We start from the raw sequence: 26,239 nt of genomic DNA, 5'->3' as shown, positions 1-26,239 counted from the left end.
ATGTCATTTCCTTCTGGGTTGTCACGATGAGGTGTCCTCTCGTGGTGATATTTCGATGCATGGTCGTCATATTGGTATTTAATATCAGTATATTAAGTCAACCTCTTCTTGCTGAAAGCAAAGTCGCCTTACCCACTATCAAAGTCGGGTTGTTGGTGGGCGGCTGGGGGCCGTATCAACAGTGGGATGGCCATAATGGCAGCGGCTTTAGCGCCGAATTGATGACCATCTTGGCCAAGAACCTTGACTACCAGATTGAGTGGAAAGCATACCCCGACTGGAACCGGTTATATGCGGCCAGTTGCAAAGGTGAGGTCGATATTTTACTGGATGCCTTTCGCTCGGAAGAACGGGAATGTATTTCATACACGCGCCCTTATTATTCATCACCGACCGTGGTCGTGGTACGCCATGACACCTCTTTTTTTCAGGATGTCAGTGCCTTAAGTCAATCCAGGATTGCTATTGAAGCCGGTTTTCTGACCGAAAAGTTGGTCCGTCTCCATTATCCCGATGTCTCTCGTATTCTGTTTCAGGACTCCGGTTCTGCCATGCAGGCTGTGCTCGACAAGCAGGCCGATGCCTATATTGGCAACCTGCATGTTGCCAATCAATTTATTGCCCGGCACCCCGAATTGGCCGTGGTGGCCCAGTCCCCTTTGCTGATGGAGAGCTTGCATCTGGGGATCAGCAAGCGGAAGCCCAGGCTGGGGGTCCGGTTTGACACTGCTATTCAGGCATTGAGTGTGGAAGATCGCAGTGTTCTGGAGCAGCGCTGGTTGGGGGATAACAGCCTGAGTTTCTTGGGGCATAGCGCGTTTTTGCTGCGGCCCGATGAGCGTGAGTGGCTTTCTCGACTTCCTCCGTTGCAATTAGGTTTTATTCAGGGCTGGGAGCCTTTTTCTTACACGGATAACAGTGGCAAGGTGAGCGGTCTTATCGGTGACTATCTTGCGCTGTTCAAGGACAAGCTGGGTCTAGCCTATCGCTACCGCACTGATCAACGTTGGCCCGAGCTGCTGCAGGCATTGCTGCATCAGGAGGTGGACTTGACCATTATTCCAACCCGTATCAGCCAACGCATGGTTGGTTGGGAAATAAGTCAGCCCATTACCGCCTTCCCAGTGATCATCGCCATGGCCCGTGGCAACAGTACAGTGGGCGGCCTTGCCGAACTGGTAGGCAAGCATCTGATCGTGACCGACAGCATGCTCGTTGCCGAGCTAAAGAATCGCATTCCCGATATCAGGGTTAGCGTAGTCTCGGGCCCTGAAGCCGGTCTGGCCATGGTAGCCGCAGGGTCAGGGGATGCTTATATAGGCAATCTGGTGGTAGTGTCGCGCCTTATCAATAAGCAGTTCGACGATAGCCTGCATATAGTGGCGCCCACCCCCTTCAAGGATGAACTGGCTGTTGCAGTGCGTGACACCTATGCTCCCCTGCTGCCGCTGATCAATCGGGTCCTTGTCAGCATGAGTGACAAGGAGAAGCAGCAGATCCGCAATACCTGGCTGGCGGTGAACTACAGCGAAGGGATCCCGTGGCAAAAGCTGATACAAACCCTGATCCCCGTTGGCACGGGTGTCACCTTGTTTATTCTCGCACTCTCCATCGCCTACTGGCGTTTGCGCCAGGAGATCCTGCACCGCCGTCAGGTGGAGGAGGCTCTGGCGCGGGCCAAGGAGATCGCCGAGCATGCGGCCAGCAAGAAGGCTGAATTTTTGGCCACCATGAGCCATGAGATCCGTACCCCCATGAACAGCATCGTCGGCATGGCGGAGCAGCTGAGCTTCACGTCGCTCGACCTGGAGCAGCGGCAGATGGTTGCCATCATCAACCGGGGGGCCGAGGGGCTGTTGCAACTGATCGGCAATGTACTCGATTACTCCAAGCTGGATGTGGGCAAGATGGCGCTGGCGCCGAGCTCTTTTTTGCTGCGCGAACTCATCGACAGCGTGTTGACCATGATCAGCAGCGAGGTACAACGCAAGGGGCTGCAGTGTTACCTGCGTGTCGATGATGAGGTGGGCGCCCGCTTCACTGGGGATCTGCTGCGACTCAAGCAGGTGTTGTTCAACCTGGTCAGCAATGCCATCAAGTTCACCGAGCGCGGCTTTATCGAACTCTCCATCAAGCTGGAGGCGCAAACAGACGGGGAGCAGCGGTTGCTGATCGGGGTGCAGGATACCGGCATCGGCATGAGTACCGAGGCGCAGGCCCGTATCTTCTATGCCTTTGAGCAGGCAGATGGCGCCACCACCCGCAGTTATGGCGGGACCGGGCTTGGTCTTAGCATCAGTCATACCCTGGCCGAATTGATGGGGGGAGAGATCAGGCTGGAAAGCGCGCCCGGGCTTGGGACTTTCATCGGGCTCTCGGTCACGTTACCTCTTGAGCTGCGCCGTGAATATGACTCCATTCTCATGGGGTTGCGTGCCTTTATAGCACTGGAGGATGGCAAGCTGCGCCATACCTTGCGCCTGCACCTGCTGTCGTTGGGCGTGCAGATAAGCGATGAACGGCAGGGGGCCGACTTGCTATTTGCCGATGGGGCGGATCTCTCTGAGCCCTGCATCTCTGTTGCCCCACTGGGCAATGCGCTGGGTTATCAGTTGCGTGAAGGGCGTTACTGGCTCAACAGCAATCCCTTGACCTGGCAAGCGGTGCGGGAGGTGTGCTATCGCCAGCTGGGCCAGGGTGAGCAACTGCTGCCCGACCCTATTCCCGTGGCGCCAACTTCCCGGCCTTTGCCATACCGGCTGCTGGTGGTCGAGGATCATCATCTTAATCAGGTATTGGTGCAGCGCCAGCTCAAGCAGCTCAATCTGGTGTGCGATCTGGCCGAGAATGGCCAGCAGGCGCTCGCCATGCTGGCACAGCACAGTTACGACCTGATCCTGTGTGATTGCCAGATGCCGGTGATGGATGGCTACGACTTTACCCGTCAGGTGCGCACTGTTGAGGGACTGGCGCGGCTCCCCATCATCGCCATGACCGCCAACGTGATGCCGGAGCAGGCGCAGCGCTGCCTGGTGGCAGGCATGAATGATGTGCTGGGCAAACCCGTGCTGTTGGACGGGCTTCGCCAGATATTGATGAAGTGGCGCATATTGTCCGTCCCCAAACTGCTTGATGTGACATCCCTGCAGACGTTTTTCGGCGTTGGGGAGCCTTTTGAGCAGATGATGACGCTGTTTCGTCAGGAGCTGGAACAATCCCTTGCTTTGGTACATGACGACGACAAGGGGCTGGCTAACTGGGTGCACCGTCAGGCCGGCACCATCTCCATGATGATGGTAGATGACTTGGCGCAGCAGGCCTGGCATCTGGAGGAGAAGATCCGCAAGGAGGGGGCCGAGCTGTGTGGGGCCGAATTGGCCGGATTCAGAGCTGTGTTGCAGCAGATAGTCGATGAGTTGACTCTGCTGCTTGCCAGTCCTCGGGAAGAGGGATCAGGAAGAGACTGAGCTGAGATAGGAGAACCGGGGCTCACGGATGACATCCGGATGCACGGCTTGCGCCAGCCACGACCAGTCGAGCAGGGGGGTATCCGCCTTGAAGCGCTGGTAGGCCTGACCCTTGGCTATGGTCAGGAACAGCGTGGTCGGCAGGCCGATGCGGTTGGTGTAGCGCACCATGACGTCGCCCTGATAGCTGATCAGCCGCTGTTGCAGCTGTGGCAGCGTCAAGCCGCTTGCTTGTCCCGTCTCATCCCAAATCTCAAACATGGCGCGCTATGTCCCTGAAAGGTATGAAGGCTACTGTTTCTAAAAGTAGCGGATGATGCAATTGTCAGATCTGACAGTGTCAAATGGATGCAATTTTAAAAAGCAAAAACCCGGCACCAGGCCGGGTCTTCTAAATGATGGTGGAGGGAGAAGGATTCGAACCTTCGAAGGCAGAGCCGTCAGATTTACAGTCTGATCCCTTTGGCCGCTCGGGAACCCCTCCACAGGGGTAAAGCATAGGTTATTCAGCCATTGCAATCGGGAAAATGGTGGAGGGAGAAGGATTCGAACCTTCGAAGGCAGAGCCGTCAGATTTACAGTCTGATCCCTTTGGCCGCTCGGGAACCCCTCCACGGGGTATTTCCTGATTGTCACTGCATTTGCACTTGAATGGTGGAGGGAGAAGGATTCGAACCTTCGAAGGCAGAGCCGTCAGATTTACAGTCTGATCCCTTTGGCCGCTCGGGAACCCCTCCCCAAGTGCGAGGCGCATACTACCAGATCCGGCAGCTTTGTGAACCCCTTCTGGTGATATCTGGCGACAAAAAAGTGCGAGTCGGTCATTTTTTGATATCTTTCGCTCATTTTTCATCCTTATCAACGACTTCTACACTGATTGCCGGCATGAAAGCGGCGAGTCGCCCGCGCGTCCCAGCCTTGATGGAGAAGCATGCCATGGAGAGCTTGCCAGCATTTTATACTGAAAATATGGCCTCATCATGTAACTGTGATGGCTGACCGGTTCATGGATGGACATTGCTGCTGCGCCATTTTACTCTCACCATGTTATTCAACTGTTAACATGGACTGTGGACTCTTCTATGCAGCCTCTCGATATTGCCGTGTTGCGCGGCCAGTTTCCCGCCCTCAATCAACTGGTTGATGGCAAGACCCCCATCTTCTTCGACGGCCCGGGCGGCGCCCAGGTGCCTCACTCAGTGCTCACCGCCATGACTGACTATCTCGGCCGCTTCAACGCCAATCTGGGGGGGCCTTTTTTCTCGGCCCGAGCCACGGAGCAGCAGGCACAGCGAGCCAGAGAGGCAGTGGCGACCCTGCTTGGGGCGGACAGAGCTGAGGAGATCGTCTTTGGCGCCAACTTCACCACCCTGACGTTTGCGGTCAGCCGCGCTCTGTCACGGGAGTGGCAGGCGGGGGACGAGATCATCGTCAGTGGGCTGGATCACTACTCCAATGTGTCGAGCTGGCAGCAGGCGGCGGCTGATCGCGGCGTTGTGGTGCATCAGGTGAGGGTAGATGTGGCGAACGGCGGGCTCGACTACGGGCATCTGCTCAGCCTGCTGGGCCCCAAGACCCGGCTGGTCGCGGTGACGGCGGCTTCCAATACGACGGGTACTCTGGTCGATATCCCTCGCATCGCCGATGCCGTGCACGGGGCCGGGGCGCTGCTCTATGTGGATGCTGTTCATTTTGCCCCTCACGAGCGCATTGACGTGCAGGCCTGGGATTGTGACTTTCTCGGCTGCTCCGCCTACAAGTTCTTCGGTCCGCACCTTGGTATCCTGTATGGCAAGCACCGCCATCTGGAGCATTTCACCCCTTACAAGGTGGAACCTGCAAAGAATGTGGCGCCCGGCAAGTGGGAAACCGGCACCCAGAGCTGGGAAGCGCTAGCCGGAGTCGAGGCCACCATAGGGTATCTGGCCTCCCTCTCCGGGCTGGATGCGGCCGAACATGATCTGGAGGCCCGTCTCGATCTGGCATTTTCCCGCAGCCACGCCCATGAGCAACAGCTCAGCGCCCATCTGCTGGCCAAGCTGGCCGAGCGCCCCTGGTTTACCCTGCATGGTATCAATGACAGCCAGGGGCGCACCCCCACCTTCGCCCTCACCTCTAACCGCCATACGCCGGTCGAGATGGCGGAATTTCTAGGCCAGCATCAGGTCTGTAGCTGGGCCGGCCACTTCTATGCGCTGGCGCTGGTGGAACAGTTGGGGGTGAGCGAGGGGGTCTTGCGGATAGGTTGCATGCACTACAACACGTTGGCCGAGATCGACCGGCTGTTTGCCCTGCTCGACGACATGCCCGCCTGAAACAGTTGTGCCCGGCAGGCCGGGCACATTTTGCCAGTGGCTGAACGCGCGCTTTATCGACCCACTATGGCGTGGTGAATATCCTGCAGCGGCAGTATGTGACGGGCGGCCCCGAGCTTGATGGCCTCCTTGGGCATGCCGAACACCACGCAGGATGCCTCATCCTGGGCGAAGGTGTTGGCCCCCGCCTCCAGCATTTCCCGTAACCCGCGAGCGCCGTCATCTCCCATGCCCGTCATTATGATGCCGGTGGCATTGCCGCCGGCAAACTTGGCGACCGAGCGAAACAGCACATCCACCGAGGGGCGATGGCGGTTGATGAGGGGGCCATCCATGACATCGACGTGATAATAGGCGCCGCTGCGCTTGAGCAGCATGTGCTTGCCGCCGGGGGCTATGAGTGCCAGACCCGGAATGACCCTGTCATTGCTTTTGGCCTCTCTCACCTCGATCTGGCACAGGTTGTTGAGCCGCTCGGCAAAGGAGGCGGTGAACTTCTCCGGCATGTGCTGCACTATGACGATGCCGGGACAGACCCGCGGCAGGTTCGTCAGCACGGCTTCCAGTGCCTGGGTACCGCCGGTAGAGGTACCGATCGCCACGATCCGCTCCGTGGTCTGGGCCATGGCATGCTGGCTTGCCGGCGGCATGATGGCATCGGCGCTGAGTTTGGCCGCCACGATCAACGGGGGCGCCTTGCCTAGCCGTTTGACATTGGCTTGGGCGGCGGCGCGCACCGCCATGGCCAAGGCTTGTGCCGACTCCTGCAAGAAGCTTTTGAGGCCGACCGTGGGCTTGGTGATGATGTCCACCGCTCCGGCGGCCATGGCCTGCAGCGTGGTTTCCGCGCCTTTCTCCGTCAGGGACGAGCAGATGACTACCGGGGTAGGGTGTTCGGCCATGATCTTGGTGAGGAAGGTGATGCCATCCATGCGTGGCATCTCCACATCCAGCACTATCACGTCGGGCCACTCCTTTTTCAGTTTTTCCAGAGCAAACAGCGGATCCGAGGCGGTGGCTATCACCTTGATGTCCGGCTCCTGTTCGAGAATGGCCTGTAACACCTGCCTGACCACGGCGGAGTCGTCCACCAGCATGACCTTGATCTGTTTCATTCCCGTTCCCTTAACGATGTGGCAGCCGATGATGACGAACCCAGACATTGCCGCTGGCCAGTTCAAAGATCAGGCTTCTGTGTCCTGCATGTCCGAGATGATGGGCCTTGATGGTCAGGCCCAGGTGCTGCGTTAGTTGCCAGGCTGCCTTGATGTTCTTGATGGCCACATTCATGGTGGTGAGTGTCTGCTGTTCTATAAACATGTTGCCGCCGCCGAACAGTTTGACCTCATAGTCGTGAATGGGGGCGGGGTACTTGCTTATTTCATTGATAAATAACTGGATTGCTTCATCGGCATAGCGGCCATCCAGTGGGTCATCGCTGCGAGCCCGGCTTGGCAGCATGTAGTGGCACATGCCACCCCGTTTCTGCTCCGGATGCCACATGGTAATGGCGACACAGGAGCCCAGATGGGTGCGAATGATGGTATCATCCTGGCCAAAAAAGAACTCTCCTGGTTGCAGCATGATCTCTTTCATTCTGAAACCCTCATGGTTTCAGATAGATGGACGGCGACACCAGTTGCAAGCCGTGGGGCAGGCCGTTCAGGCTTTCCGCATGGCTGACGATGAGGTAGCCCCCCTTCTTCAAGCGCGGCACCAGACGCTGCAGCACTTGTCCCTTGGTGTCCCGGTTGAAATAGATCATCACATTGCGGATCAAAATAATGTCGAACATGCCGATGTCGGGCAGCTCCTGATTCAGATTGATGTGGCGAAACTGTACCTTGTCCCTGAGCTTGCGATCGATGATGAAGGTTCCCTCCTGAAATCCCACACCCTTCAGGCAGTACTTCATCAGGAAGGAGAGCGGAATATTGTGGGCTCGTTCCATGGGATATTGCCCCGCTCTCGCCTGTTCCAGCACCCTGGTCGAAATATCCGAGGCGATTACTTCCCAATTGCCCTGGCTCAATGTCTCGGCCAGGGTCATGGCCAGGCTGTAAGGCTCTTCGCCCGATGAGCTGGCCGCGCTCCAGACTCTCACCCCCCTCTCTTTTGGCAGTCGTGCCAGTACCTTCTCGCTGAGAAACTCGAAGTGCTTTGGCTCCCTGAAAAAGTAGGTCTCGTTGGTGGTGAGCAGATCCAGCGCGACCTGCAGCTCGGCCCCCCTCTGGTTCATGATCAGGCTGAAATAGTCACCATAGCTCTCCAGCTCATAGTGGCAGAGCCGTTTTGACAGCCGGCTGGCGACCAGGGCTTTCTTGGCCGGTGACAGATCAATGCCCGCCGTCTGGTGGATCCAGCGTTGAAACTGCGCAAATTCATCATCATGCAACTGGGTCTGATACACGGTCGGACTCCCTGTGGCGATAGGGTTGGGTCGGGGGATCCATGCTCACCCGGCCCCTCGATTAAAACCGGACAAAATCCCCATCGTTGCGGGGGCGAGGGGAGGCGCCGAAGCCATCCTGCCCATTGCCGTCAGTCACGAATCGTCCTCGGGTAGCAGTACGGGGGGGGGCGGCTTTCTGACTCGCGCCGCTTTTGTGTTGCTCCAGGGTGAAGAACTCCATGGCCAGTTGCAGTTGCTCGGCCTGGCTGCTCATCTCCTCTGCGGTGGCGGCCAGCTCCTCGCTGCAGGAAGCATTTTGCTGGGTCACCTGGCTTAACTGATTCATGGCGATGTTGATCTGGCTGACGCCGGTGGATTGTTCAGCGGAGGCTGCGCTGATCTCCTGCACCAGATCCGAGGTCTTGTTGATGGAGGGCACCATCTGGTCGAGCAGGCGACCCGCTTTCTCCGCCATGTCGACGCTGCTGGACGCCAGCTCGCCGATCTCCTGGGCGGCTACCTGACTGCGCTCCGCCAGCTTTCGTACCTCGGCGGCAACCACCGCAAAGCCTTTGCCATGATCTCCCGCCCGCGCCGCCTCTATGGCGGCGTTGAGGGCCAGCAGATTGGTCTGGTACGCGATGTCATCTATGATGCCGATCCGCTTGGCGATCTGCTTCATGGCATCGACCGTGAGCTTGACCGCTTCACCCCCTTCCATCGCCTCTTTGGCGGCCTTGCTGGCCATGCCATCCGTGATCTGGGCGTTGTCTGTGTTCTGGTTGATACTGGCACTCATCTGCTCTATGGAGGCGCTGGTCTGCTCCATGCTGGATGCCTGCTCGCTGCTCGACTGGCTGATGGATTGGGCGGTGGCGCTGACTTGCTCAGAGGCGCTGGAGAGGTTGTCAGAAGCCCCTCTGACCTCTGTGACTATGTTGGTCAGCGAGACTATGGTCTGATTGAGGGAGTCCTTGGTGGTGCCGAACACACCAGGATAGTCGGCCTCGATCGTCTGGGTCAGATCGCCCCTGGCCAGGCATTGCACCACCCTGATGACGTCGTTGAGGCTGGTGTCTATTACCTCGGCAATGTGATTGATGCCTTCCCCCAGTGTCTGGAAGAAGCCGCTCTTGCCGGTCAGATCCATGCGGCGGTGCAGCTCGCCCTTGATCACTGCCTGCACTATCTCCGACATTTCCCGCTCGATAGAGACCTCTTTGGTGCGATCCGACCACTCGACCACGGATCCCAACCGCTCGCCATCGTCGCCGAACACAGGGTTGGCGATGAGGGAGAAGGTGCGCCCGCCGAGCAGTATCTGGGTTTGGTAGGTGTTGTTCAGCTTGGCCAGCATGCTGCGTTGATGGCCGGGATTTTTGTGGAAGCTGTCGATGTTGGCACCCATCAGGGTGGCGGAGTTGAAGCTGTAGAGCTCTTTTTTAATGTCGGACTCGGCCTCGTTCAGCATTGCCCTGACAGACTCGTTCATGTAGATGATGTTGAGGTCTGTGTCGGCAATCATCACGTTGGTAGTGGCACCATCGAGCGCCTTCTTGACCCGCAGGCTTTCGGCGGCGGCGAGCTTGGCCGCAGTGTTTGCCGCTTTCACCTCGTTTTCGATGGCGATTTCCTTGGTCCGGTCGGCCCACTCCACCACTGAACCGAGTCGCTCTCCGCTGTCGTTGAAGACAGGGTTGGCAATGAGGGAGAAGATGCGGCCACCGACCGAGATCTGCGCGCGGTAGGTCTTGTCCAGCTTGGCCAGCATGCTGCGCTGGTGGGACGGATCCTTGTGAAAGGTATCTATGTTCTTGCCCATCAGTTGTCTGGTGTCGAAGTTGGGCAGATCCTTGCGGATGTCGGATTCCGCCTGCCCCAGCATGGCGAGCACGGCTTCATTCATGTAGACGATGTCGAGGTTGTTATCGGCGATCATCACATTGGTCGAGGCGCCATCCAGCGCCTTGCGTACTCGCAGGTTCTCGTCATAGAGCGCCTGATTGTCACTGATGGTAGTGAGGCTGCTGCTGAGCCGCTGCCCCAGCAGCGTGATCACGGCATTGAACTCCTGACAGAGCTCCCGCAGTGGGCCGCTGAGTGTGCCCGGTTCAAGCTGGGTTGGCAGGTCACCCTGTGCTATCCCTTGCTGCAGGGTGCGTGTGGCGCCTATCAGCTGGGTCAGTTCTGTTTGCAGCAAGGCATGCGCGTTGCCGTTGCCGAAGAGATTGCCAAAGAATGATTGAGTCATGAGCCTTATCCTTGTGCGACATGCCATTGCTGTGTGGTGTGAGCGTCACCCTTGCTGTTTTTAATACCCTGCTTAAGGGGTTTGCACTCTGTGCTCCAGCTGCCGTTCCTGCTGCTGGGTCAGTTCGCTGAGTTGTGCCATTTCGTCGATGGAGAGCACCTTCTCGGTATTGATGAGAATGACGAACTTGCCATTCACCTTGCCCATGCCGCTAATGAAGTCGGCCCGGATGTGAGCCCCGAAGCTGGGGGGCGGCTCTATCTCGTCGCAGGGAATGGTCAGCACCTCAGATACCGAATCCACTACGACGCCTATGTCCTGATTGCCATGCTCCGAGTCATCCGGGTGTATTCCTTCGATGATGACGATGCAGCTGCGGCGAGTGATGCTGGAGGGTGCATTGCCAAAGCGGGCATTGAGATCCACCACTGATACCACAGCTCCCCTGAGGTTTATCACGCCCCGGATGAAGCTTGGCATCATGGGGATAGGGGTGATGTTGCCGTACTCGATGATCTCTTTGACCCCGAGAATATTGATGGCAAACATCTCGCCATTGATCAGGAATGTCAGGTATTGGGCGTCGCCCTGATTGTCATGGGCCAGTGTGCTTGGGGGCGCGGCCACTTCGGTTGACATGCTCATGGGTCTCTCCGGTTAAAAGCGGACAAAGTCGGCTTCGTCAACCAGGGGTTGCGGCGCCGTGTTGCCGTGCAGCGGGTGTTGGGCAGGCATGACAAACTTGCCTCTGGGGGCCGAGCCTCTATGCGAGTTGTCACTCGGCTTTGAGGGCTTGGCCAAGTTTGCCAGCGAGAAGAAATCCATGGTTTGCTGCAGCTCGTTGGCCTGGGAGCTCATCTCCTCGGCGGTGGCGGCGAGTTCTTCGCTGCTGGCCGCGTTCTGCTGGGTCACCTGGTTAAGTTGACTCATGGCCATGCTGATCTGGTTGGCGGCGCTGGCCTGTTCGCCGGATGCCGCATTGATCTCCTGCACCAGATCGGATGTCTTGCGAATTGAAGGCACTATCTTGTCGAGCAGGCTGCCTGCCTTTTCCGCGGTATCGACGCTGCTGGAAGAGAGCTCGCCTATCTCCTGCGCCGCTATCTGGCTGCGTTCGGCCAGTTTGCGCACCTCGGCGGCCACCACGGCAAATCCCTTGCCGTGTTCACCAGCCCGTGCCGCCTCAATGGCAGCATTGAGTGCCAGCAGATTGGTCTGGTAGGCGATGTCATCGATGATGCTCACCTTGCGGGCGATTTGTTGCATCGCCGCCACGGTTTGCTGCACCGAGCGACCCCCTTCGGTGGCTTCAAGCACGGCGCCGCTCGCCATGTTGTCGGTGACTTTTGCGTTGTCGGTATTCTGGTTGATGCTGGCGCTCATCTGTTCGATGGAGGCGCTGGTCTCCTCGACGCTTGCGGCCTGTTCGCTGGTGGCCTGGCTCAGGGATTGAGCCGTGGTACTGACCTGATTGGAGGCGTTGGTGAGGTTGTCGGCGGCGTTGCGCACCTCTTCGATAATGGCGGTCAAGGCGTCTATGGTGCTGTTGAGGCCATCCTTGGTCTGACCAAAAATGCCCGGGTAGGGTTGCTCAATTTTCTGGGTCAGGTCTCCCTGAGACAGGGCGGTGGCGATGCGCATCACATCCTTGAGGCTGGTGTCAGTAACATTGGACAACTGGTTCAGCAACTCGGACAAGCGCTTGATGTACCCCTGCCGATTGTCCAGCGCTATCTTGTAGCTGAAATCCCCCTTCTCGACGGCCGCTGTGACCAGGGTTTCAATGTCATTGATGAGAGAGGTCAGCTTGTTGACCATGTTCTGCATGGCCATCAGCAGTTGGCCTGCTTCATCATGGGCACCAATGGTGATGGTGACATCCAGATTGCCTTCTGCCAGGTGGTTGGCTACCTGCAGCGCCTGATTGATGGGGGCAATGATGCTGCGAATGAGGACGATGCCAAACCAGGCAGCTGCCACTATGCCTGCTGTTATCCCCCCCATCATGGTGAGCAGCATGGTGTCATACCAGGATTGGGCCCGCTCATATTCGGATTTGGCGACATCCAGTTGCAGGTTGACCAGCTCGGTTATCTTGTTGCCGATGGGGTCGATGGAGCCATAAAGTTTGCCGTCAAAGTCATTGAGCGTACCAGTGATGACACCGCGTTGGGTCGAAAGAAATTGCTCCAGCTGGGAGATATCGCGATCCGCCGCGCTGAACAGGCTGCCCGCCTCTGCTGATAGTTTCTGTTCTGCACCCGTTAATTCGGTGGACTGATAGTGCTGCCACTCCTGCTTGATCTGCTGCTGGGCCTGCTGGATATGTTGCAGCGCATCTTCGGCACTGGTGAGACCCGCATTGGCCTTGTTGACGTTGTCTATGATGGCGACGGCGTAATTGTCGGAGATGGTTTTCAACTGTTTGAGCGGTACCACCCGGTCGTTATACACCCTCTGCAGGCCCTGATTGCTGCTCTGCATGTTGTAAAGTCCCAGCCCGCCCACCGCCAGCAGCAGCACGCATAACAGGCAGAGCAAGATGGTGAGGCGCATTTTAATGGTGGAGTTTTTGAACATGACTGGCTCCTGGCGTTAATTGGCTCTTGGTTGGGTTTGCATGCGAGGAATGGCGTACTGGCTCAGCTGACCCAGCTCCTGATCGATGGCATGTTGAATGAGGGAGGGGATGTCCAGGATCAGGGCGACCTCACCACCCCCCAAAATGGTGGAGCCACTGATCCCCTGCAGGCGCTGAAACAGCTTGCCGAGCGGCTTGATGACGGTCTGGAACTCCCCCAGCAGCTCGTCGACCACCAGCCCGGACTTCTTGCCGCCGTGACTGACGACGACGATGTTTTCCCTGCGTCCTCTTGCCCCCTCGACGTCGAAGTAGTGCTGAAGCCGGACAAATGGCAACACCTCACCACGCAGATTGATGTAGTTGCGTCCCTGGGTGTCAGCCAGTGCACTCTGGGTCAGCTCCACGCATTCGATCACCATGTCGAGCGGGATGACGTAATGGGTGGTGCTGACTCGAACCAGGAAGCCGTCGATGATGGCCAAAGTCAGTGGCAGCCTGATTTGAACCCGGGTGCCTTGTCCCGGCTTGCTGTCCAGCTCGACGCTGCCGCGCAGGGCCGTGATGTTGCGTTTGACCACGTCCATCCCGACGCCCCGGCCCGAGAGGTTGGTAACGGCCTCGGCGGTAGAGAAGCCTGCCTCGAAGATGAGCTGATAGATCTCCTGATCCGTCAATGTTGCGCCGGCGGCCACCAGCCCCCGCTCCTGCGCCTTTTGCAGGATCCTTGCCTTGTTGAGCCCGGCACCGTCGTCCAGGATCTCGATGACGATGCTGCCGGAGTCGTGATAGGCGTTGAGGGTCAAGGTGCCTCTTGCCGGTTTGCCGGCCGCGAGGCGCTGCTCGGCCGACTCTATGCCGTGATCCATGGAGTTGCGAACCAGATGCATCAAGGGATCGCCAATCTTCTCCACCACTGACTTGTCGAGCTCGGTATCTCCGCCCGTGATGACCAGCGCAATGTCCTTGTTCAGCTCGTGGCTGACATCCCGCACGACCCGCTGGAAGCGGTTGAAGGTGTCGCCGATGGGCACCATACGCAGGTGCAAGGCCCCGTCCCGGATCTCTTCAACCAGCATGGCGATGGTGGAGTTGGCCTCCTGCAGCTGGCTGTCCCGCGAGCGCTGTGCCAGCAGGCTGGCACCCGAGCTGGCGACCACCAGCTCGCCGACCAGATTGATCAGCTCATCCAGTTTGTCGGCGTGCACCCGAACGTAGCGTCCCTCCTTGTTTTTGTTCTCCTTGTTCTGGTTCTGTTTCTTGAGCGCCGCGTCCACCACGACTCCGTCGACTGCGCCCTGAGCGACCAGTATTTCTCCCAGCTTGCTGTTCTCTGTTCGCTGGTCGTCATGCTGAGTTTGCAGGCCCAGAGCCAGTTCGCTTGCCGTCAATGCTCCTGTCTTGACCAGCAGTTGCCCCAGCATGTCGTTGTCTTCCGGCAATTCATTGATGAGGTTTATGTATTCAGCAATCTTGCTATGCGGGGGCAGTATGGTGATGCGGCAGTCGTCACGTACGAATTCAAACACATCGCTCAGGGTGCTCTTGTCGGCCTGGGTATCGACATCGAGTTCATAGCCGAGGTAGCAGGTTTCCGGATCAAAATGTTCCCAGTCGGGCAGGGCATCGTGGAGGGTTTCGATGGCGCAGAGGGTACCCATGGTGCCGAGATAACGTAAAAACGAGGTGGGATCCATGCCGTTACGCAGAACATCCGGGCCAAAGCGCAGAGAGATGTGCCACAGGGAAGTGGCGCTGGTGTGCCCCTCCTCCTTGCTGACCGGGTCCGGGGTGGTTGACGCAGTGCGCTCCGGCAGCTGGCTCTGGCTGGCAGTTTGATGCCGAGCCAAATTAAGCCTCAGCTGAGCGTCTTGCGCCAGTTCATCGTCCCCTGGCGCCGACCCTAGCTCTGCAACCAGATAGACCAGCCGCTCGATATGATCCCGGCTCTCCAGCAGATCCTTGATGAGCGCAGTCGTGATCCCCAGTTGCTGATTGCGCACCTGATCGAGCAGATCCTCGACTATGTGGGTAAAGCTGACGATGGGCTGCAAGCCGAACAGGCCAGCGGAGCCCTTGATGGTATGTGCCGCCCGAAAGATGGCACCGATCAGCTCGCTGTTCTCCGGGTCGTTTTCCAGGGTCAGCAGGGAAGACTCCATCTCTTCCAGCAGTTCGCGTGCCTCGGCTATATAGGTTTGCAGGGCCTGATCAAGATTGATGCTCACGAATGCCTCCTTGTCACTGGGACTGCCTAGGCGTGATCTGCGTGGGGAATAAGGGTGGGATCGCCAAAGAAAGCAGCCAGCTGGCATAGCTCCAGCGCATCGAGCACCGCATGGCTGTGCATGACCAGATGCAGCGGATAACCCCCTTGCTGCATCGTTTTCTTGGCGGCCAGCAGCAGTTGCAGTCCGGCGCTATCCATCTCGGATACCCCAGAAAGATCCAGCTCCAGCGTCTGCTGGCGGTAGAGCAGGGGCGTGAGTGCCTGTTTGAGCTCGGCGGCGGTATAGATGGTCATCTCCCCCGATACTTTGACCAGGGTCTTGTGCTCACCCGTCTCTATGTGCAGCGGCATGGTCGCCTCCAGGCTCAGGGCATGATGAGCTTGGCGACGGCCGCCAGCATCTGGTCTGGCTGGAACGGCTTGACCACCCAGGCCTTGGCCCCGGCTGCTTGTCCTTCCTGCTTCTTGCTGTCCTGGGATTCCGTGGTCAGCATGATGACGGGGGTGAACTTGTAGCTGGCCAGTTTCTTGGCCTCCTTGACGAAGCTGATGCCGTCCATGTTCGGCATGTTGACGTCGCTGATGATGAGATTGATCTTCTTGCCGTCGAGTTTTCTGAGGGCATCCTTGCCATCGCAGGCTTCCATCACCTCGTATCCGGCTCCCTTGAGTGTCATGCCGACCACTTGGCGAATAGTTGCCGAGTCATCCACGATCAGGACTGTTTTGGGCATAGTTGTCTCCTAGAAAAAAGTGACGTCTGCATTGCTGGATGCGTTGACCACAGCGGCTTGGCGGCGGCCGTGGTGAATATTGCGTTGTTCATCGGTGGCATAGGAGAGCTCCATCTCAGCCAGCCAGCTGTCTGCATCGATCTGGAGGGGGCCGGATTGATGGGGCCTGTTGCGGGAAGAAACCAGGTGGTCATAGAGACTGTCCATGTTCTGGCGTACGTGGTTGAGTATTTGACTGACCCTATCCTGGAACTGTAACGACACTATGACATCGGAGATCTCCCTGTGGATCCCTGCGCTCTCGCTCTGCAGCAAGGCGGCTGATTCCGACAGGCTGGTGGTGGCCATACGAAAGCGCTCCAGTACTTGCTCGATGGCACGCTCAGAGTCGCTGACCGCGGCTTGGTCTCGTGCGGCGGCGCTTTCTGCTATCTGGAAGGCGCGACTGATACCTGTGTTGATGGTGTCGACCTTGTCCGTCATCTTTTGGGCTGTCTCGCTGGAGAGGCGTGAGAGAGTGCGGACTTCGTCGGCCACCACGGCAAAACCACGACCTGCCTCACCGGCCCGCGCGGCTTCGATGGCGGCATTGAGCGCCAGCAAGTTGGTCTGGGAGGCTATCTTGGCCACGTCGAGCGCCATGGTATTGAGTTCTATGGTGTAGGCGGTGAGGGTCTTGATCTCTGCCAGCATGGCGTCGCGATTGGCCTGCGCCGAATGCATGATGGTGAGCACCTGATTGAGCTGGGCCTGACTCTCGGCGAGTACGGCGGCCATGCCTGCCGACTTTGCCCCCCCCAGATCCCCGGCAGCATCGTGTGAGGCGGCTACCGCCTCTTCCAGCTTGGTGGTGAGCCCCGCAAAGCGCTGGGTCAAATCGATCATGGCCTCTTCGGTTTGCAGTCGAGAGTTTTCAATCTGTTGTGACCAGATGGGGACGGCCTTTTCACACACCTGCTCGAGCCCGATGATGGAATGGTTGAGCTGGGCTGCTGACCAGGTATGAGCCTGCTCCTCTTCGTGGGGTCTTGACTCCTGCTTGTTGTGATAGTGGTGTGAGTTCCACACGGCGGCGCCCAGCGCCAGCGCGCCGTTGGCAAGCAGATAAGGCAGGGGGCTGCCGGCCAGCACCAGCAAGAGGGTGCTGAGCAGGCCTATGCCCAGGCAAGATGCCCAGCTCACCGGGTCCCAGAATGCAGTGGTCTCTGCCGTTTTGTGATCTGTCATACGCGAACTCATCCCTGCATGTGAGTTGAGATGGGAACCCGCTGCTCTCCCGCTGGTGACAAGAAGGATGAGCTGCGCCTGAACCCATAGTTACAAATGGCTCAGTAAGGTTAGCGCAAAAAAAGTACTTGGTTGCGAATTGGTCTTATTCGGGGGGGAGTACTGAGAAAACTGGAATATGGATGCGGTAGCGTGGTGATGAACTAACGAGTGGGAAGGCGGTGAAGGGAGAAGAGAGGAGCCTGATGATCAGGCTCCCGATGAAGATCAGGCCTGGTTGGCGTGGGCCTTCTGGCAGCCTTCGACGGCGTGGGCAATCAGCTCCAGCGCACTCTTGTCGCACGGAGGCAGTTCGGCATCGCATTGGCCGACAGGAGTAACGCGATCGCCCCATTTGATGATGGCTGCGCCCCAGGTCAGACCGGCACCGAAGGCGGCGGTGAGCAGATAGGAGTTCGGCTTGACGCGGCCTTGCTCCAGCGCTTCACACAGGGCGATGGGCACGGTAGCGGCGGAGGTATTGCCGTAGTTTTCGATGTTGACCATCACCTTTTCCATGGGGGCGTTCATGCGCTTGGCCAGAGTCTCGATGATGCGGATGTTGGCCTGGTGCGGCACTATGAGATCGACCTGTTCAGGGTCTATGCCAGCTTGAGCCAGCACTGAGCTGGTGGCTTCTCCCATGCCGCGCACGGCGCGTTTGAAGATCTCTGGCCCTTCGAAGTTGAAGGTGAAGAGGCCATCGACATCGGCAAAACGCACTCGATCGGTACCAAAGTTCGGGACGTGCAGTATTTCCCGCGCCTCACTGTCACAACCGAGCTTGTTGGCGATAAGGCCGCACTCCTGCTCGCTTGCTTCGATCACTACGGCACCTGCGCCATCACCAAACAGCACGGCAGTGTCCCGGCGTGCCCAGTCCAGCAGATAGGTCAGGCGCTCGGCGCCGATCACCAGTACCCTCTTCATCATGCCAGTCTGTACCAGCGAGGTGGCGACGGAGAGGGAGTAGACGAAACCGGTACAGGCGGCGTTGAGATCGAACACGGCGGCGTTGACGGCGCCGAGCTTCTTCTGCACCGCAGAGGCCGCGCTCGGCAGCAGATTATCCGGGGTAGCTGTGGCCAGTATGATGCCATCGAGATCGCTGGCGTCGAGACCGGCACAGGCGAGGGCGCGACGACCGGCCAGGGTGGCGAGATCCGAGGTGCTGACATGGGAGATCCGGCGGGCCTTGATACCGGTACGCGGATAGATCCACTCATCCGACGTATCCATGATGGTGCTGAGGTCATCGTTGGTCAGCACAGAGGGAGGCAGACATTTGCCCCAACCGGTGATATTGGCGTATTTCATCTTGTTACCGCTTCTCAAAGTGGATCGCCCGCGGGCGGAAAATCGCGCAATTATGCCGCACGAGACAACCACTGTCATCTTGTGGTCATCGTTATCTGAAGGGTTACCTGAGTGGTCATCTGGCTGCAAGGCGGCTCGACAGGTGGCATCTGTGGCCGAAAATAGCGGGAAATTTTGCTTAAAACGAAAGACGCCTCTGCCCTAAGATAGGGCTTTCCACCACGGATGGGGTCACCCCTTGCACAAAGCCAATCTCAACCTGTTGCCTACCCTCAAGGTGTTGCTGGAGACCCGCAACATCAGCCGGGCGGCGGAGCTGCTGCACCTGAGCCAGCCTTCCATCAGCAAGCAGCTCGGCCAGTTGCGCAACGAGTTTGGTGATGAACTGCTGGTGCGTGAAGGGCAACGCTGGTTGCTGACGCCCAGGGCCGAGACGCTGGCGGCTCAGCTGTCTGACTCCCTCTGTGCGCTGGAGCGGCTCTATGAGGCGCCCGGGTTTGACCCTGGCCGCTGCGAGCGGGTATTCAGACTCGCCTCGTCCGATTACGTGGCCCAGCATATTCTGCCGGATATCTGTGCGGCGCTGGCCAGGGAAGCGCCCCTGGCTGCGCTGGAATACAGTCTGTGGGACAAGCGCCAGCTGCCACAGTTGTGGCAATCCGAGCTGGATCTGGTCTCCACTATCACGGATCTGGTGCCGGAGCAGATCCGTGGTCTGCATCAGGGAGAAGATCGGCTGGTAGTGTTGATGGGCAGCCACCACCCGTTGGCGGGCAATCCTCTAGGCCTGGATGAGTATCTTGCCTGGCCCCATCTGCAGGTGAGTGGCGGTGGCGACAAGGACAGCCCGGTAGAGCAGGTGCTGGCGCCGCAGGGGCTGCTTCGGCGCTGGTTTGCCCGTGTACCTTTCTTTCAGGCTGCGGTGGAGGTGTTGCTGCGCACCGATTGCCTGATGACGACGCCTGCCCATATTGCCTGGCAGCTCTCCCGCGAGCACGGGCTCACCTTTCAGGATCTGCCGTTTGCGACTCGATCCCAGCAGTATCATCTGCTGTGGCATCAGCGCCATCATCAGGATCCTGCCCACAAGTGGTTTCGCGAGCTGGCTTACCCCTTCTTGCGGGAGCACCTGCAGCGCACCATTGCCGAGAGCCGAAAGCTGCTGGTTCGTGCCCGCTAGCCCAGTCAGTTGTACCAGACTATAGCCATTGGCTATGGAATCTATTCACAACTTTCACTTCTGGCATAACAAGCCGCCCCTTACCCTGAGCCCAGGTATTTACATTCAGCGTGCAGACAAGGAAAGGGTATGGAATTGACGAGTTGGCTGGCACTGGCCGCGATCTGTGTAATGGGGGCTATCAGCCCGGGGCCGAGTCTGGCGTTGATCATTCGCAACACTGTGCAGGGTGGGCAGGGGCACGGGGTGGCGACCGCCCTCGGCCACGGCTTTGGGGTGGGGATCTATGCGCTTATTACTGCGCTGGGGCTGTCGGTGCTGATCACCCAGACGCCGCTGCTGTTTGATCTGATCCGCTACGGCGGCGCCGCGTTTCTCGCCTGGCTCGGCATCAAGGCGTTGCTTGCCAAGCCCGTCAGCGCCAGGACCGAGGAGGTGGTTCATCAACTGCGTGGCCGTCAGGGGGCATTCGAAGGCTTTATGGTGGCCTTTCTCAACCCCCAGCTCGCCATCTTCTTTATCGCCCTGTTCAGCCAGTTTGTGCGTGCCGATACAGGCTGGAACGAGGGGGGGATCATGATGCTCACCGCAGGCGGCATAGATGCTGTCTGGTACGTGCTGGTAGCGCTGGTACTCTCTCGTGGCCCAGTGCTGGCCTGGCTCAAGGCCAAGTCCGTTGTCATCGACAAGGTGAGTGGTCTGGTGCTGCTGGGGCTGGCGCTCAAAGTGGTGCTCTGAGGTTCGCTTGTCAGCGGCTCGTGCCATGAGGGCAGGGCCGCTGAACGAATTCCCGGCTCCACAGGCGGGACTGCGAGCGCCAGACGTTCAATCCTGTATTTCGCGGTGATCTTAAGCGGGATCAAGGCAAACCCAGGGTGACTGGCCTAGAGTGACGGGCATTTTCTGTCTGCCGATAGATTCAGAGACCATGCATCCACAGACTAATCACCACACCCTGAACCGCCTCGAACTGCTGGCTCCGGCCAAGAATCTCGCCTACGGCATCGAAGCGATCAACCATGGCGCTGATGCCGTCTATATAGGCGGCCCTGCCTTTGGTGCCCGCAGCGCGGCGGGCAACTCCCTCGACGATATTGAAGCGCTGGCGCGCCATGCCCACCGTTTCGGCGCCCAGGTCTTTGTCGCCTTCAACACCTTGCTGCACGATCACGAACTGGAGCAGGCCCGGCGCCTAACCCACCAGATCTACCAAGCGGGGGCCGATGCACTTATCGTGCAGGACATGGGGCTGCTGGCGCTGGATCTGCCGCCCATAGCGCTCCATGCCAGTACCCAGACCGACAACCGCACGACGGAGAAGGTGAAGTTTCTGCAGGATGTGGGCTTCTCTCAGGTGGTGTTGGCGCGTGAGCTGTCCCTTGCACAGATCCGTGAGATAAGCGCAGCGACCAATGTACAGCTGGAGTTCTTTATCCACGGCGCGCTCTGTGTCTCTTACAGCGGCCAGTGCAATATCAGCCATGCCCGTACCGGCCGCAGCGCCAATCGTGGCGAGTGTGCCCAGCTCTGCCGGCTGCCCTGCTCGCTGCAAAAGCCCGATGGGGAAGTGCTGGTGGCCGACAGTCATTTGCTCTCCCTGAAAGACATGGATCAGACCGACAATCTGGAGGCGCTGATCGCGGCAGGCATTCGCTCCTTCAAGATTGAGGGGCGCCTCAAGGGGCTCGATTACGTCAAGAACGTCACCGCCTGGTATCGCAAGAAGCTCGACGCCATTCTCGATAGCCGCTCCGATCTGGTGGCCGCCTCGGCGGGTCGTTGCAGCTACAGCTTCGAGCCGGATCCGAAAAAGAGCTTCAACCGTGGCGCTACCGACTATTTCCTCCATGGTCGCCAACAGGGGATCGACTCCACCCAAAGTCCGAAATACGTGGGCGAGCCGCTGGGGCGAGTCACCAAGGTGACTCGTGACGGTATCGAGATAGACGGCAACCAGGTCAGCCTCAACAACGGTGACGGTCTCGGCTTCTTCAAGCCGAACAAGGAGCTGGTGGGGATGCGCCTCAACAAGGTGGAAGAGAGGGCAGGACGTAAGCAGTTACTCTTCTCCGAGTCCATTCCTGGTCTGAAAGTAGGCACCGAGATATATCGCAACCACGATCAGGCATTCAGCAAGATGCTGGAGAAGGCGAGCGCGGATCGCCGTATCCGGGTCGACATGCAGCTCTCTGAGTGCGACGAAGGGATCCGGCTCGATCTCACCGATGAGCAGGGCATCAGCGCCACCGTCCGGTTTCCCTGCGACAAACAGCTTGCCGACAATCCGGAGCGGGCGTTGCAACAGGCGCGCGACCAGCTTGGCAAGCTCGGCAATACCCTGTTTGTGGCGCGCAAGATTGAGTTGGCATTCACTTACCCGCTATTCATCGCCGCGTCCATGCTCAACGGTCTGCGTCGTGACGGCATAGCCGCGCTGGAAGAGGCTCGTCTTGCCAGCTACCAGAGGCCCGAGCGGCGCATCACCCTGCGGGATGTCAGCTATCCCCAGCACCGTCTCTCCTACCTTGGCAATGTGCTGAACAGCGCCGCCGAGCAGTTCTTCCGCGAGCACGGGGTGGAGCGCATCGCCCCGGCCTATGAGGCGAACAAGGAGGAGGGAGAAGTGGTGCTGATGATCACCAAACACTGCATCCGCTACAGCCAGAACCTCTGCCCGAAAGAGGTGCCCGGCCTCAAGGCCGAGCCGCTGGAGCTCAAGATGGGTAAAGATACCTTCCGCCTGCGCTTTGACTGCCACCGCTGCGAAATGCAGGTGATGGGGAGCCTCAAGCGTTAATGGCCCATCAAGGGACCAGACGGGGCATGCCACAGGAGTGGGTTTGATGGCAGTATAAGACGCTCGAGAGAGGGCCCGCTTGCCCGAGATGCCGCGGTCAACGGCTGGCATGGCAATGCCTTCTGTGGGGGCAAGCGAGTCGTCCTTGGGATCCCCGTTTTTTCGACAAATGGAGTTGTGATGGAAATCAAAGACCTGCCGTTTTGCACGACCCGCTGGGCCGATATAGCGCCGACCGAGCACAAGGGGGAAACCGGCGTTGCCCGTTGGCATACCCAAACCTTTGGTGCGCTGCGGGTTCGGATGGTGGAATATTCTGCTGGCTACCTGGCGGATCACTGGTGCAGCAAGGGGCACGTCCTGCTCTGCATCGAGGGGGAGCTGCACACAGAGTTGCAGGATGGCCGGGTTTTCACCCTGACGGCGGGCATGAGCTATCAGGTGGCCGACAACGCCGAGCCCCATAGATCCTTCACCGAGCTGGGTGCCAAGCTCTTTATCGTCGACTGAGCCGCTCACCTTCTTCCGCTGCCACTGAGGTCAACCACCATGCTCGAACTCAGGCCCAACTGTGAATGTTGTGACAAGGACCTGCCCGCCGACACCGGGCTTGCCTATATCTGCTCTTTCGAGTGCACCTTCTGCGCCGATTGCAGCGAGCACTATCTGCAACTGACTTGCCCCAACTGCGGCGGCGAACTGGTCAGGCGTCCCCGCCGCCCCACGGCCAAGCTGGCGAACAGTCCGGCTTCCATCAAGCGAATATTCAATCCGGCCCTGAGAAACAAGAGAGATAGCTAGCGGCACTCCTGGTCGCCGTTTCCGGGGCATCTCGTGGGCGGCGTACAAGGCCTGAACTCTGGCGTCATCATGGCGCTTTACCTTCTCCCGACAGGAGCCCGTATCAAGGGTTCCAACGAGCAAGGAGGAGCAGATGGTGGAACGATTCAAAGGTGACGGGGCACAAGATTATGATCAGCGCATCTCGCGGCTGGTACCCGGTTATGCGCTGCTGCATCAGCTCAGTGCAGCCCAGCTGATGACAAGGCTTGGCCCTCGCGCTCGTGTGCTGCTGGTGGGGGTCGGCACGGGCAGTGAACTCTTGCTGCTGGGCCAGTCCTGTCCCGAATGGCAGTTTATTGCCCAGGATATTTCGGCGGACATGCTGACACAGGCCCGCCAGCGGGCGGAGCTGGCTGACATGGCCGAGCGGGTCACATGGTGGGAAGGGCCGCTACCGGCACAGAGCCTGGGGTGTGACGGTGCGCTCTGTCTGCTGGTGCTGCACTTCCTTCCCTTTGAGCAAAAAACGGCGCTACTGCGGGATATTGCCCGTCAGATCCGGGCGGGATCTCCCTTGCTGATGGCCGACTTGATGGCGGCGCAAGATGACACCGAGCGAGCGGTTATGGGCCTGCAGGCCCATCTGGCCGGTTTACCGCTCTCGGCCAGCGAGCAGATGATACAGCGTCTGGATCGGGACTTTTTCCCCTTGAATGAGGACCAAACCCGGCAACTGTTGGGGGCCGCCGGGTTTGGCACTGGCTGGCGCTATTTCCAGGCGCTCGGTTTTCATGGCTGGTTGGCTGAACGTGACTGAGCACATTCAAGCGCCAGCAACTGCTGCTTGATGGGAAGACCGCCCGCATAACCGGTCAGGCTGCCGTTTTGGCCTATCACGCGATGGCAGGGCACTATGATCGATAGCGGATTGCGACCGTTCGCCGCGCCGACTGCCCGTACCGCCGCCGGTTTGCCGATGGTGCGGGCAATATCGCCGTAACTGCGGGTTTCGCCATAGGGGATATCACACAGTGCCTGCCATACCGCCTGCTGAAAAGCCGTGCCGTGGGCGGCGAGTGGCAGGGTAAAGCGCTGCAGACGCCCGGCGAAATAGGCGGCAAATTCGGCAAGATAGGGGGCGAGCGCCTCGCCATCTTGTTGCCAGCCGCTCATATCGGGCAGCGCCCGCAGGCCTGCCACAAAGTCCACGTGTACCAGGCCGCGGCCGTTGATGGCGACCAGCAGATCGCCGCAGTCTGTTGGCAGCATGTCATAACGGATCATGGGTTATCTCCTCGTCATGGCTTTGGGGCGCATTGCTCCCCGTTGTGGGTGAAACCAGGCTCGCAGTGGTGGTCAATGGCTTGTTGATCAGCAGCTCTGGTTGCTCGCTCATGGCGTGCCACAGCCAGCTCGCGGCATAGCCGCGCCACGGTTGCCATGCTGCGCTTTGCGCCAATACCTCCTTCACCGGCAGTTTGTCGCCGCCCCCCAGCGCCTTTTGCAGCACCAGATCGGAGGCGGGGAAGGCGTCCGGATCCTGCCCGCAGCGCAGCCGCCAGTAGGCGACCGTCCAGGGGCCTATGCCCGGCAAGGCCAATAATTGCTCGTCGCTGGCTGTGCTCAGGGAAAGTGCACCGTTCGCGAGCGCAGCGGCGAGCCCTTGCAGCGTGCGGATGCGACTGCCGGGCATGCCGATGCCATCCAAATCCAGTGCACACAGCTGCGCTGGTGTGGGCAGCTGGGCCACGCCGAATTGCGCCTCGGTACGCGCCAGCAGCCGACTCATAATGGTGATGGCGCCCTTGACCGATACCTGCTGGCCAACAATGGCGCGCAACATCACCTCGTACTCATCCCAACCGGCGGGCAGTCGCACCCCGGGCCAGCGTGACTGCAAGCGGGCCAGCAGCGGATCCTGGCCGAGCCGCTCGCCGATGCGCTGCATGTCGGCATCGAGATCCCACATGCGGCGCACGCGATACAAGAGATCAGGCAGTGCAGCGGGCGGCAGATCATGCACTGTGAGCCTGATGCTATGGCCCTTGCCCTGCTCGATGCGGATCCATCCAGACTGATCGCCGACCCTGTGGCGCCGTTCATACACATTTCCATCAACCCGCTCCAGCCCGGGGATGGCCCGTAGCCGGTAGAACGCCAGCATGGCCGCCACATCGTAGGGCGGGCGATACGGCAATTGCAGCGTGAGTGCAGCGCCACCTTCCGCCGTCGCTTCACTCCCTTGCTGTTGTCGCAATGCCCGGGGGGCGAGGCCATACGCCTGGCTCCATGCATCGTTGAAGCGGCGGATGCTCGCAAAGCCTGCCGCAAATGCGATATCCGTGATGGGCAGTGCAGTTTCGGTCAGCAGCCGTTTCGCGAGCAGCAGGCGGCGCGTCTGCTCCACCTGTTTTGGCGAGGCGCCAAGGTGCTGTTCGAACTGGCGGCGCAGCGTGCGCTCCGTGATCCCGGCCTGCTGCGCGAGCATTGCGAGCGTTGTGTCTGCCAGCTCGCCACGTTCTATCCGCGCCAGCAAACGGGCGAGTCCGGGCGGTAGATCGCCGCTGGCGGCAGGGGCCAGCTCGGGGCGACAGCGCAGACACGGGCGCAGTCCATGCTGCTCGGCGGCAGCTGCGCTTCGGAAGTAGCGCACATTGTGCTCGTGCGGTGGCCGCGCGGGGCAGACGGGGCGGCAGTAGATGCCGGTGGAGAGCACGCCGGTAAAGAAACGGCCATCGAAGCGCGCATCGCGGGCGAGGCGGGCTGCATGGCACTGTTCGCGGCTGAGGCTCGGGGTCCCCTCATCCTGAGGGTTGTCACTGACGGGCTGTGGGGTCATGGGATGCAAGCTCTGCATTGGGTGTATGGCTGAGAGTAAGGGGGAGGGGGCGCAGTGACTAGCCAGAAACGGACAGGAATTGAAATA

22 protein-coding genes and 3 tRNA genes are annotated in these 26,239 nt (G+C 59.2%); 8 read left to right on the top strand and 17 right to left on the bottom strand.

The genetic code is table 11. The features are described from left to right. Positions 1–26 precede the first annotated feature (26 nt). Positions 27–3,467: a transporter substrate-binding domain-containing protein gene (locus GWQ27_RS01400; RefSeq protein WP_275906499.1), complete on the top strand. Its 3,441-nt coding sequence runs from the start codon at positions 27–29 to the stop codon at positions 3,465–3,467. On the opposite strand, the gene GWQ27_RS01395 is transcribed toward GWQ27_RS01400, so the two are convergent. From GWQ27_RS01395 to GWQ27_RS01380, 4 genes are all read right to left on the bottom strand, one after another. After that, positions 3,453–3,728: a hypothetical protein gene (locus GWQ27_RS01395; protein WP_155602817.1), complete on the bottom strand. Its 276-nt coding sequence runs from the start codon at positions 3,726–3,728 to the stop codon at positions 3,453–3,455. The genes GWQ27_RS01400 and GWQ27_RS01395 overlap by 15 nt on opposite strands. Before the next feature lie 138 nt (positions 3,729–3,866). Further along, positions 3,867–3,951, bottom strand: a tRNA-Tyr gene (locus tag GWQ27_RS01390). 44 nt (positions 3,952–3,995) lie between these two features. Further along, positions 3,996–4,080 (bottom strand) — tRNA-Tyr (locus GWQ27_RS01385). A 39-nt stretch (positions 4,081–4,119) separates the two neighbouring features. Then, positions 4,120–4,204 (bottom strand) — tRNA-Tyr (locus GWQ27_RS01380). A gap of 345 nt (positions 4,205–4,549) precedes the next feature. Between GWQ27_RS01380 and GWQ27_RS01375 the strand changes: the two genes are divergently transcribed. Further along, entirely contained in the window at positions 4,550–5,782 is a 1,233-nt protein-coding gene (locus GWQ27_RS01375; protein WP_275906498.1) for a cysteine desulfurase-like protein, read from the top strand. A 53-nt stretch (positions 5,783–5,835) separates the two neighbouring features. Here the strand turns inward: GWQ27_RS01375 and GWQ27_RS01370 are convergent, their stop codons facing one another. From GWQ27_RS01370 to GWQ27_RS01320, 11 genes are all read right to left on the bottom strand, one after another. Next, positions 5,836–6,897, bottom strand: a complete 1,062-nt coding sequence (locus tag GWQ27_RS01370; protein ID WP_005311844.1) for a chemotaxis response regulator protein-glutamate methylesterase — start codon at positions 6,895–6,897, stop codon at positions 5,836–5,838. A gap of 10 nt (positions 6,898–6,907) precedes the next feature. Next, positions 6,908–7,378: a chemoreceptor glutamine deamidase CheD gene (gene cheD, locus GWQ27_RS01365; protein ID WP_005311846.1), complete on the bottom strand. Its 471-nt coding sequence runs from the start codon at positions 7,376–7,378 to the stop codon at positions 6,908–6,910. A gap of 10 nt (positions 7,379–7,388) precedes the next feature. Next, positions 7,389–8,192: a protein-glutamate O-methyltransferase CheR gene (locus GWQ27_RS01360; RefSeq protein WP_021140865.1), complete on the bottom strand. Its 804-nt coding sequence runs from the start codon at positions 8,190–8,192 to the stop codon at positions 7,389–7,391. Between the two features lie 61 nt (positions 8,193–8,253). Beyond that, the gene (locus GWQ27_RS01355; RefSeq protein WP_275906497.1) at positions 8,254–10,425 is read right to left on the bottom strand and encodes a methyl-accepting chemotaxis protein; all 2,172 of its coding nucleotides are present in this window, start codon (positions 10,423–10,425) and stop codon (positions 8,254–8,256) included. Between the two features lie 72 nt (positions 10,426–10,497). Then, on the bottom strand, positions 10,498–11,070 hold the full coding sequence (locus tag GWQ27_RS01350; protein ID WP_058393555.1) for a chemotaxis protein CheW: 573 nt from the start codon (positions 11,068–11,070) through the stop codon (positions 10,498–10,500). Between the two features lie 12 nt (positions 11,071–11,082). Further along, positions 11,083–13,005, bottom strand: a complete 1,923-nt coding sequence (locus GWQ27_RS01345; RefSeq protein ID WP_275906496.1) for a methyl-accepting chemotaxis protein — start codon at positions 13,003–13,005, stop codon at positions 11,083–11,085. Between the two features lie 15 nt (positions 13,006–13,020). Beyond that, the gene (locus GWQ27_RS01340) at positions 13,021–15,234 is read right to left on the bottom strand and encodes a chemotaxis protein CheA (protein WP_111589502.1); all 2,214 of its coding nucleotides are present in this window, start codon (positions 15,232–15,234) and stop codon (positions 13,021–13,023) included. A gap of 26 nt (positions 15,235–15,260) precedes the next feature. Then, the gene (locus tag GWQ27_RS01335) at positions 15,261–15,587 is read right to left on the bottom strand and encodes an STAS domain-containing protein (RefSeq protein WP_212540665.1); all 327 of its coding nucleotides are present in this window, start codon (positions 15,585–15,587) and stop codon (positions 15,261–15,263) included. A 14-nt stretch (positions 15,588–15,601) separates the two neighbouring features. Next, positions 15,602–15,970, bottom strand: coding sequence for a response regulator (locus GWQ27_RS01330; protein ID WP_021140510.1), 369 nt, complete (start codon positions 15,968–15,970; stop codon positions 15,602–15,604). Between the two features lie 9 nt (positions 15,971–15,979). Continuing rightward, a complete protein-coding gene (locus tag GWQ27_RS01325) occupies positions 15,980–17,197 on the bottom strand; it encodes a methyl-accepting chemotaxis protein (protein ID WP_275906495.1) in 1,218 nt (405 codons plus the stop codon). 267 nt (positions 17,198–17,464) lie between these two features. Then, positions 17,465–18,553 carry a ketoacyl-ACP synthase III gene (locus GWQ27_RS01320; RefSeq protein WP_059169603.1) on the bottom strand — a complete coding sequence of 363 codons (1,089 nt, stop codon included), beginning with the start codon at positions 18,551–18,553 and terminating at the stop codon, positions 17,465–17,467. Positions 18,554–18,791: 238 nt separating this feature from the next. Between GWQ27_RS01320 and GWQ27_RS01315 the strand changes: the two genes are divergently transcribed. The 6 genes from GWQ27_RS01315 (at position 18,792) to GWQ27_RS01290 (ending at position 24,130) form a co-directional block, all read left to right on the top strand. Beyond that, entirely contained in the window at positions 18,792–19,733 is a 942-nt protein-coding gene (locus GWQ27_RS01315; protein ID WP_005311863.1) for a LysR family transcriptional regulator, read from the top strand. A gap of 129 nt (positions 19,734–19,862) precedes the next feature. After that, the gene (locus GWQ27_RS01310; protein ID WP_275906494.1) at positions 19,863–20,471 is read left to right on the top strand and encodes a LysE family translocator; all 609 of its coding nucleotides are present in this window, start codon (positions 19,863–19,865) and stop codon (positions 20,469–20,471) included. A gap of 190 nt (positions 20,472–20,661) precedes the next feature. Next, positions 20,662–22,530 (top strand): U32 family peptidase, encoded by a 1,869-nt coding sequence (locus GWQ27_RS01305; protein WP_275906493.1) that lies wholly within the window; start codon positions 20,662–20,664, stop codon positions 22,528–22,530. A gap of 180 nt (positions 22,531–22,710) precedes the next feature. Further along, on the top strand, positions 22,711–23,040 hold the full coding sequence (locus tag GWQ27_RS01300; protein WP_159165721.1) for a DHCW motif cupin fold protein: 330 nt from the start codon (positions 22,711–22,713) through the stop codon (positions 23,038–23,040). 39 nt (positions 23,041–23,079) lie between these two features. Further along, positions 23,080–23,331 (top strand): DUF1272 domain-containing protein, encoded by a 252-nt coding sequence (locus GWQ27_RS01295; RefSeq protein ID WP_058393546.1) that lies wholly within the window; start codon positions 23,080–23,082, stop codon positions 23,329–23,331. A 133-nt stretch (positions 23,332–23,464) separates the two neighbouring features. Then, the gene (locus GWQ27_RS01290; protein WP_275906492.1) at positions 23,465–24,130 is read left to right on the top strand and encodes a class I SAM-dependent methyltransferase; all 666 of its coding nucleotides are present in this window, start codon (positions 23,465–23,467) and stop codon (positions 24,128–24,130) included. Here GWQ27_RS01290 and GWQ27_RS01285 read toward each other — a convergent pair. Together GWQ27_RS01285 and GWQ27_RS01280 are read right to left on the bottom strand one after the other, a co-directional pair. Beyond that, positions 24,103–24,597: a methylated-DNA--[protein]-cysteine S-methyltransferase gene (locus GWQ27_RS01285; RefSeq protein ID WP_275906491.1), complete on the bottom strand. Its 495-nt coding sequence runs from the start codon at positions 24,595–24,597 to the stop codon at positions 24,103–24,105. The genes GWQ27_RS01290 and GWQ27_RS01285 overlap by 28 nt on opposite strands. Next, the gene (locus GWQ27_RS01280; RefSeq protein ID WP_275906490.1) at positions 24,584–26,152 is read right to left on the bottom strand and encodes an AlkA N-terminal domain-containing protein; all 1,569 of its coding nucleotides are present in this window, start codon (positions 26,150–26,152) and stop codon (positions 24,584–24,586) included. Before GWQ27_RS01280 ends, GWQ27_RS01285 begins: the two co-directional genes overlap by 14 nt. Positions 26,153–26,239: the final 87 nt, after the last annotated feature.

This window comes from Aeromonas sp. 5HA1 (assembly GCF_029237245.1).
GTDB lineage: Bacteria > Pseudomonadota > Gammaproteobacteria > Enterobacterales > Aeromonadaceae > Aeromonas > Aeromonas salmonicida.
This window is presented reverse-complemented; position numbering and strand designations above follow the sequence as displayed.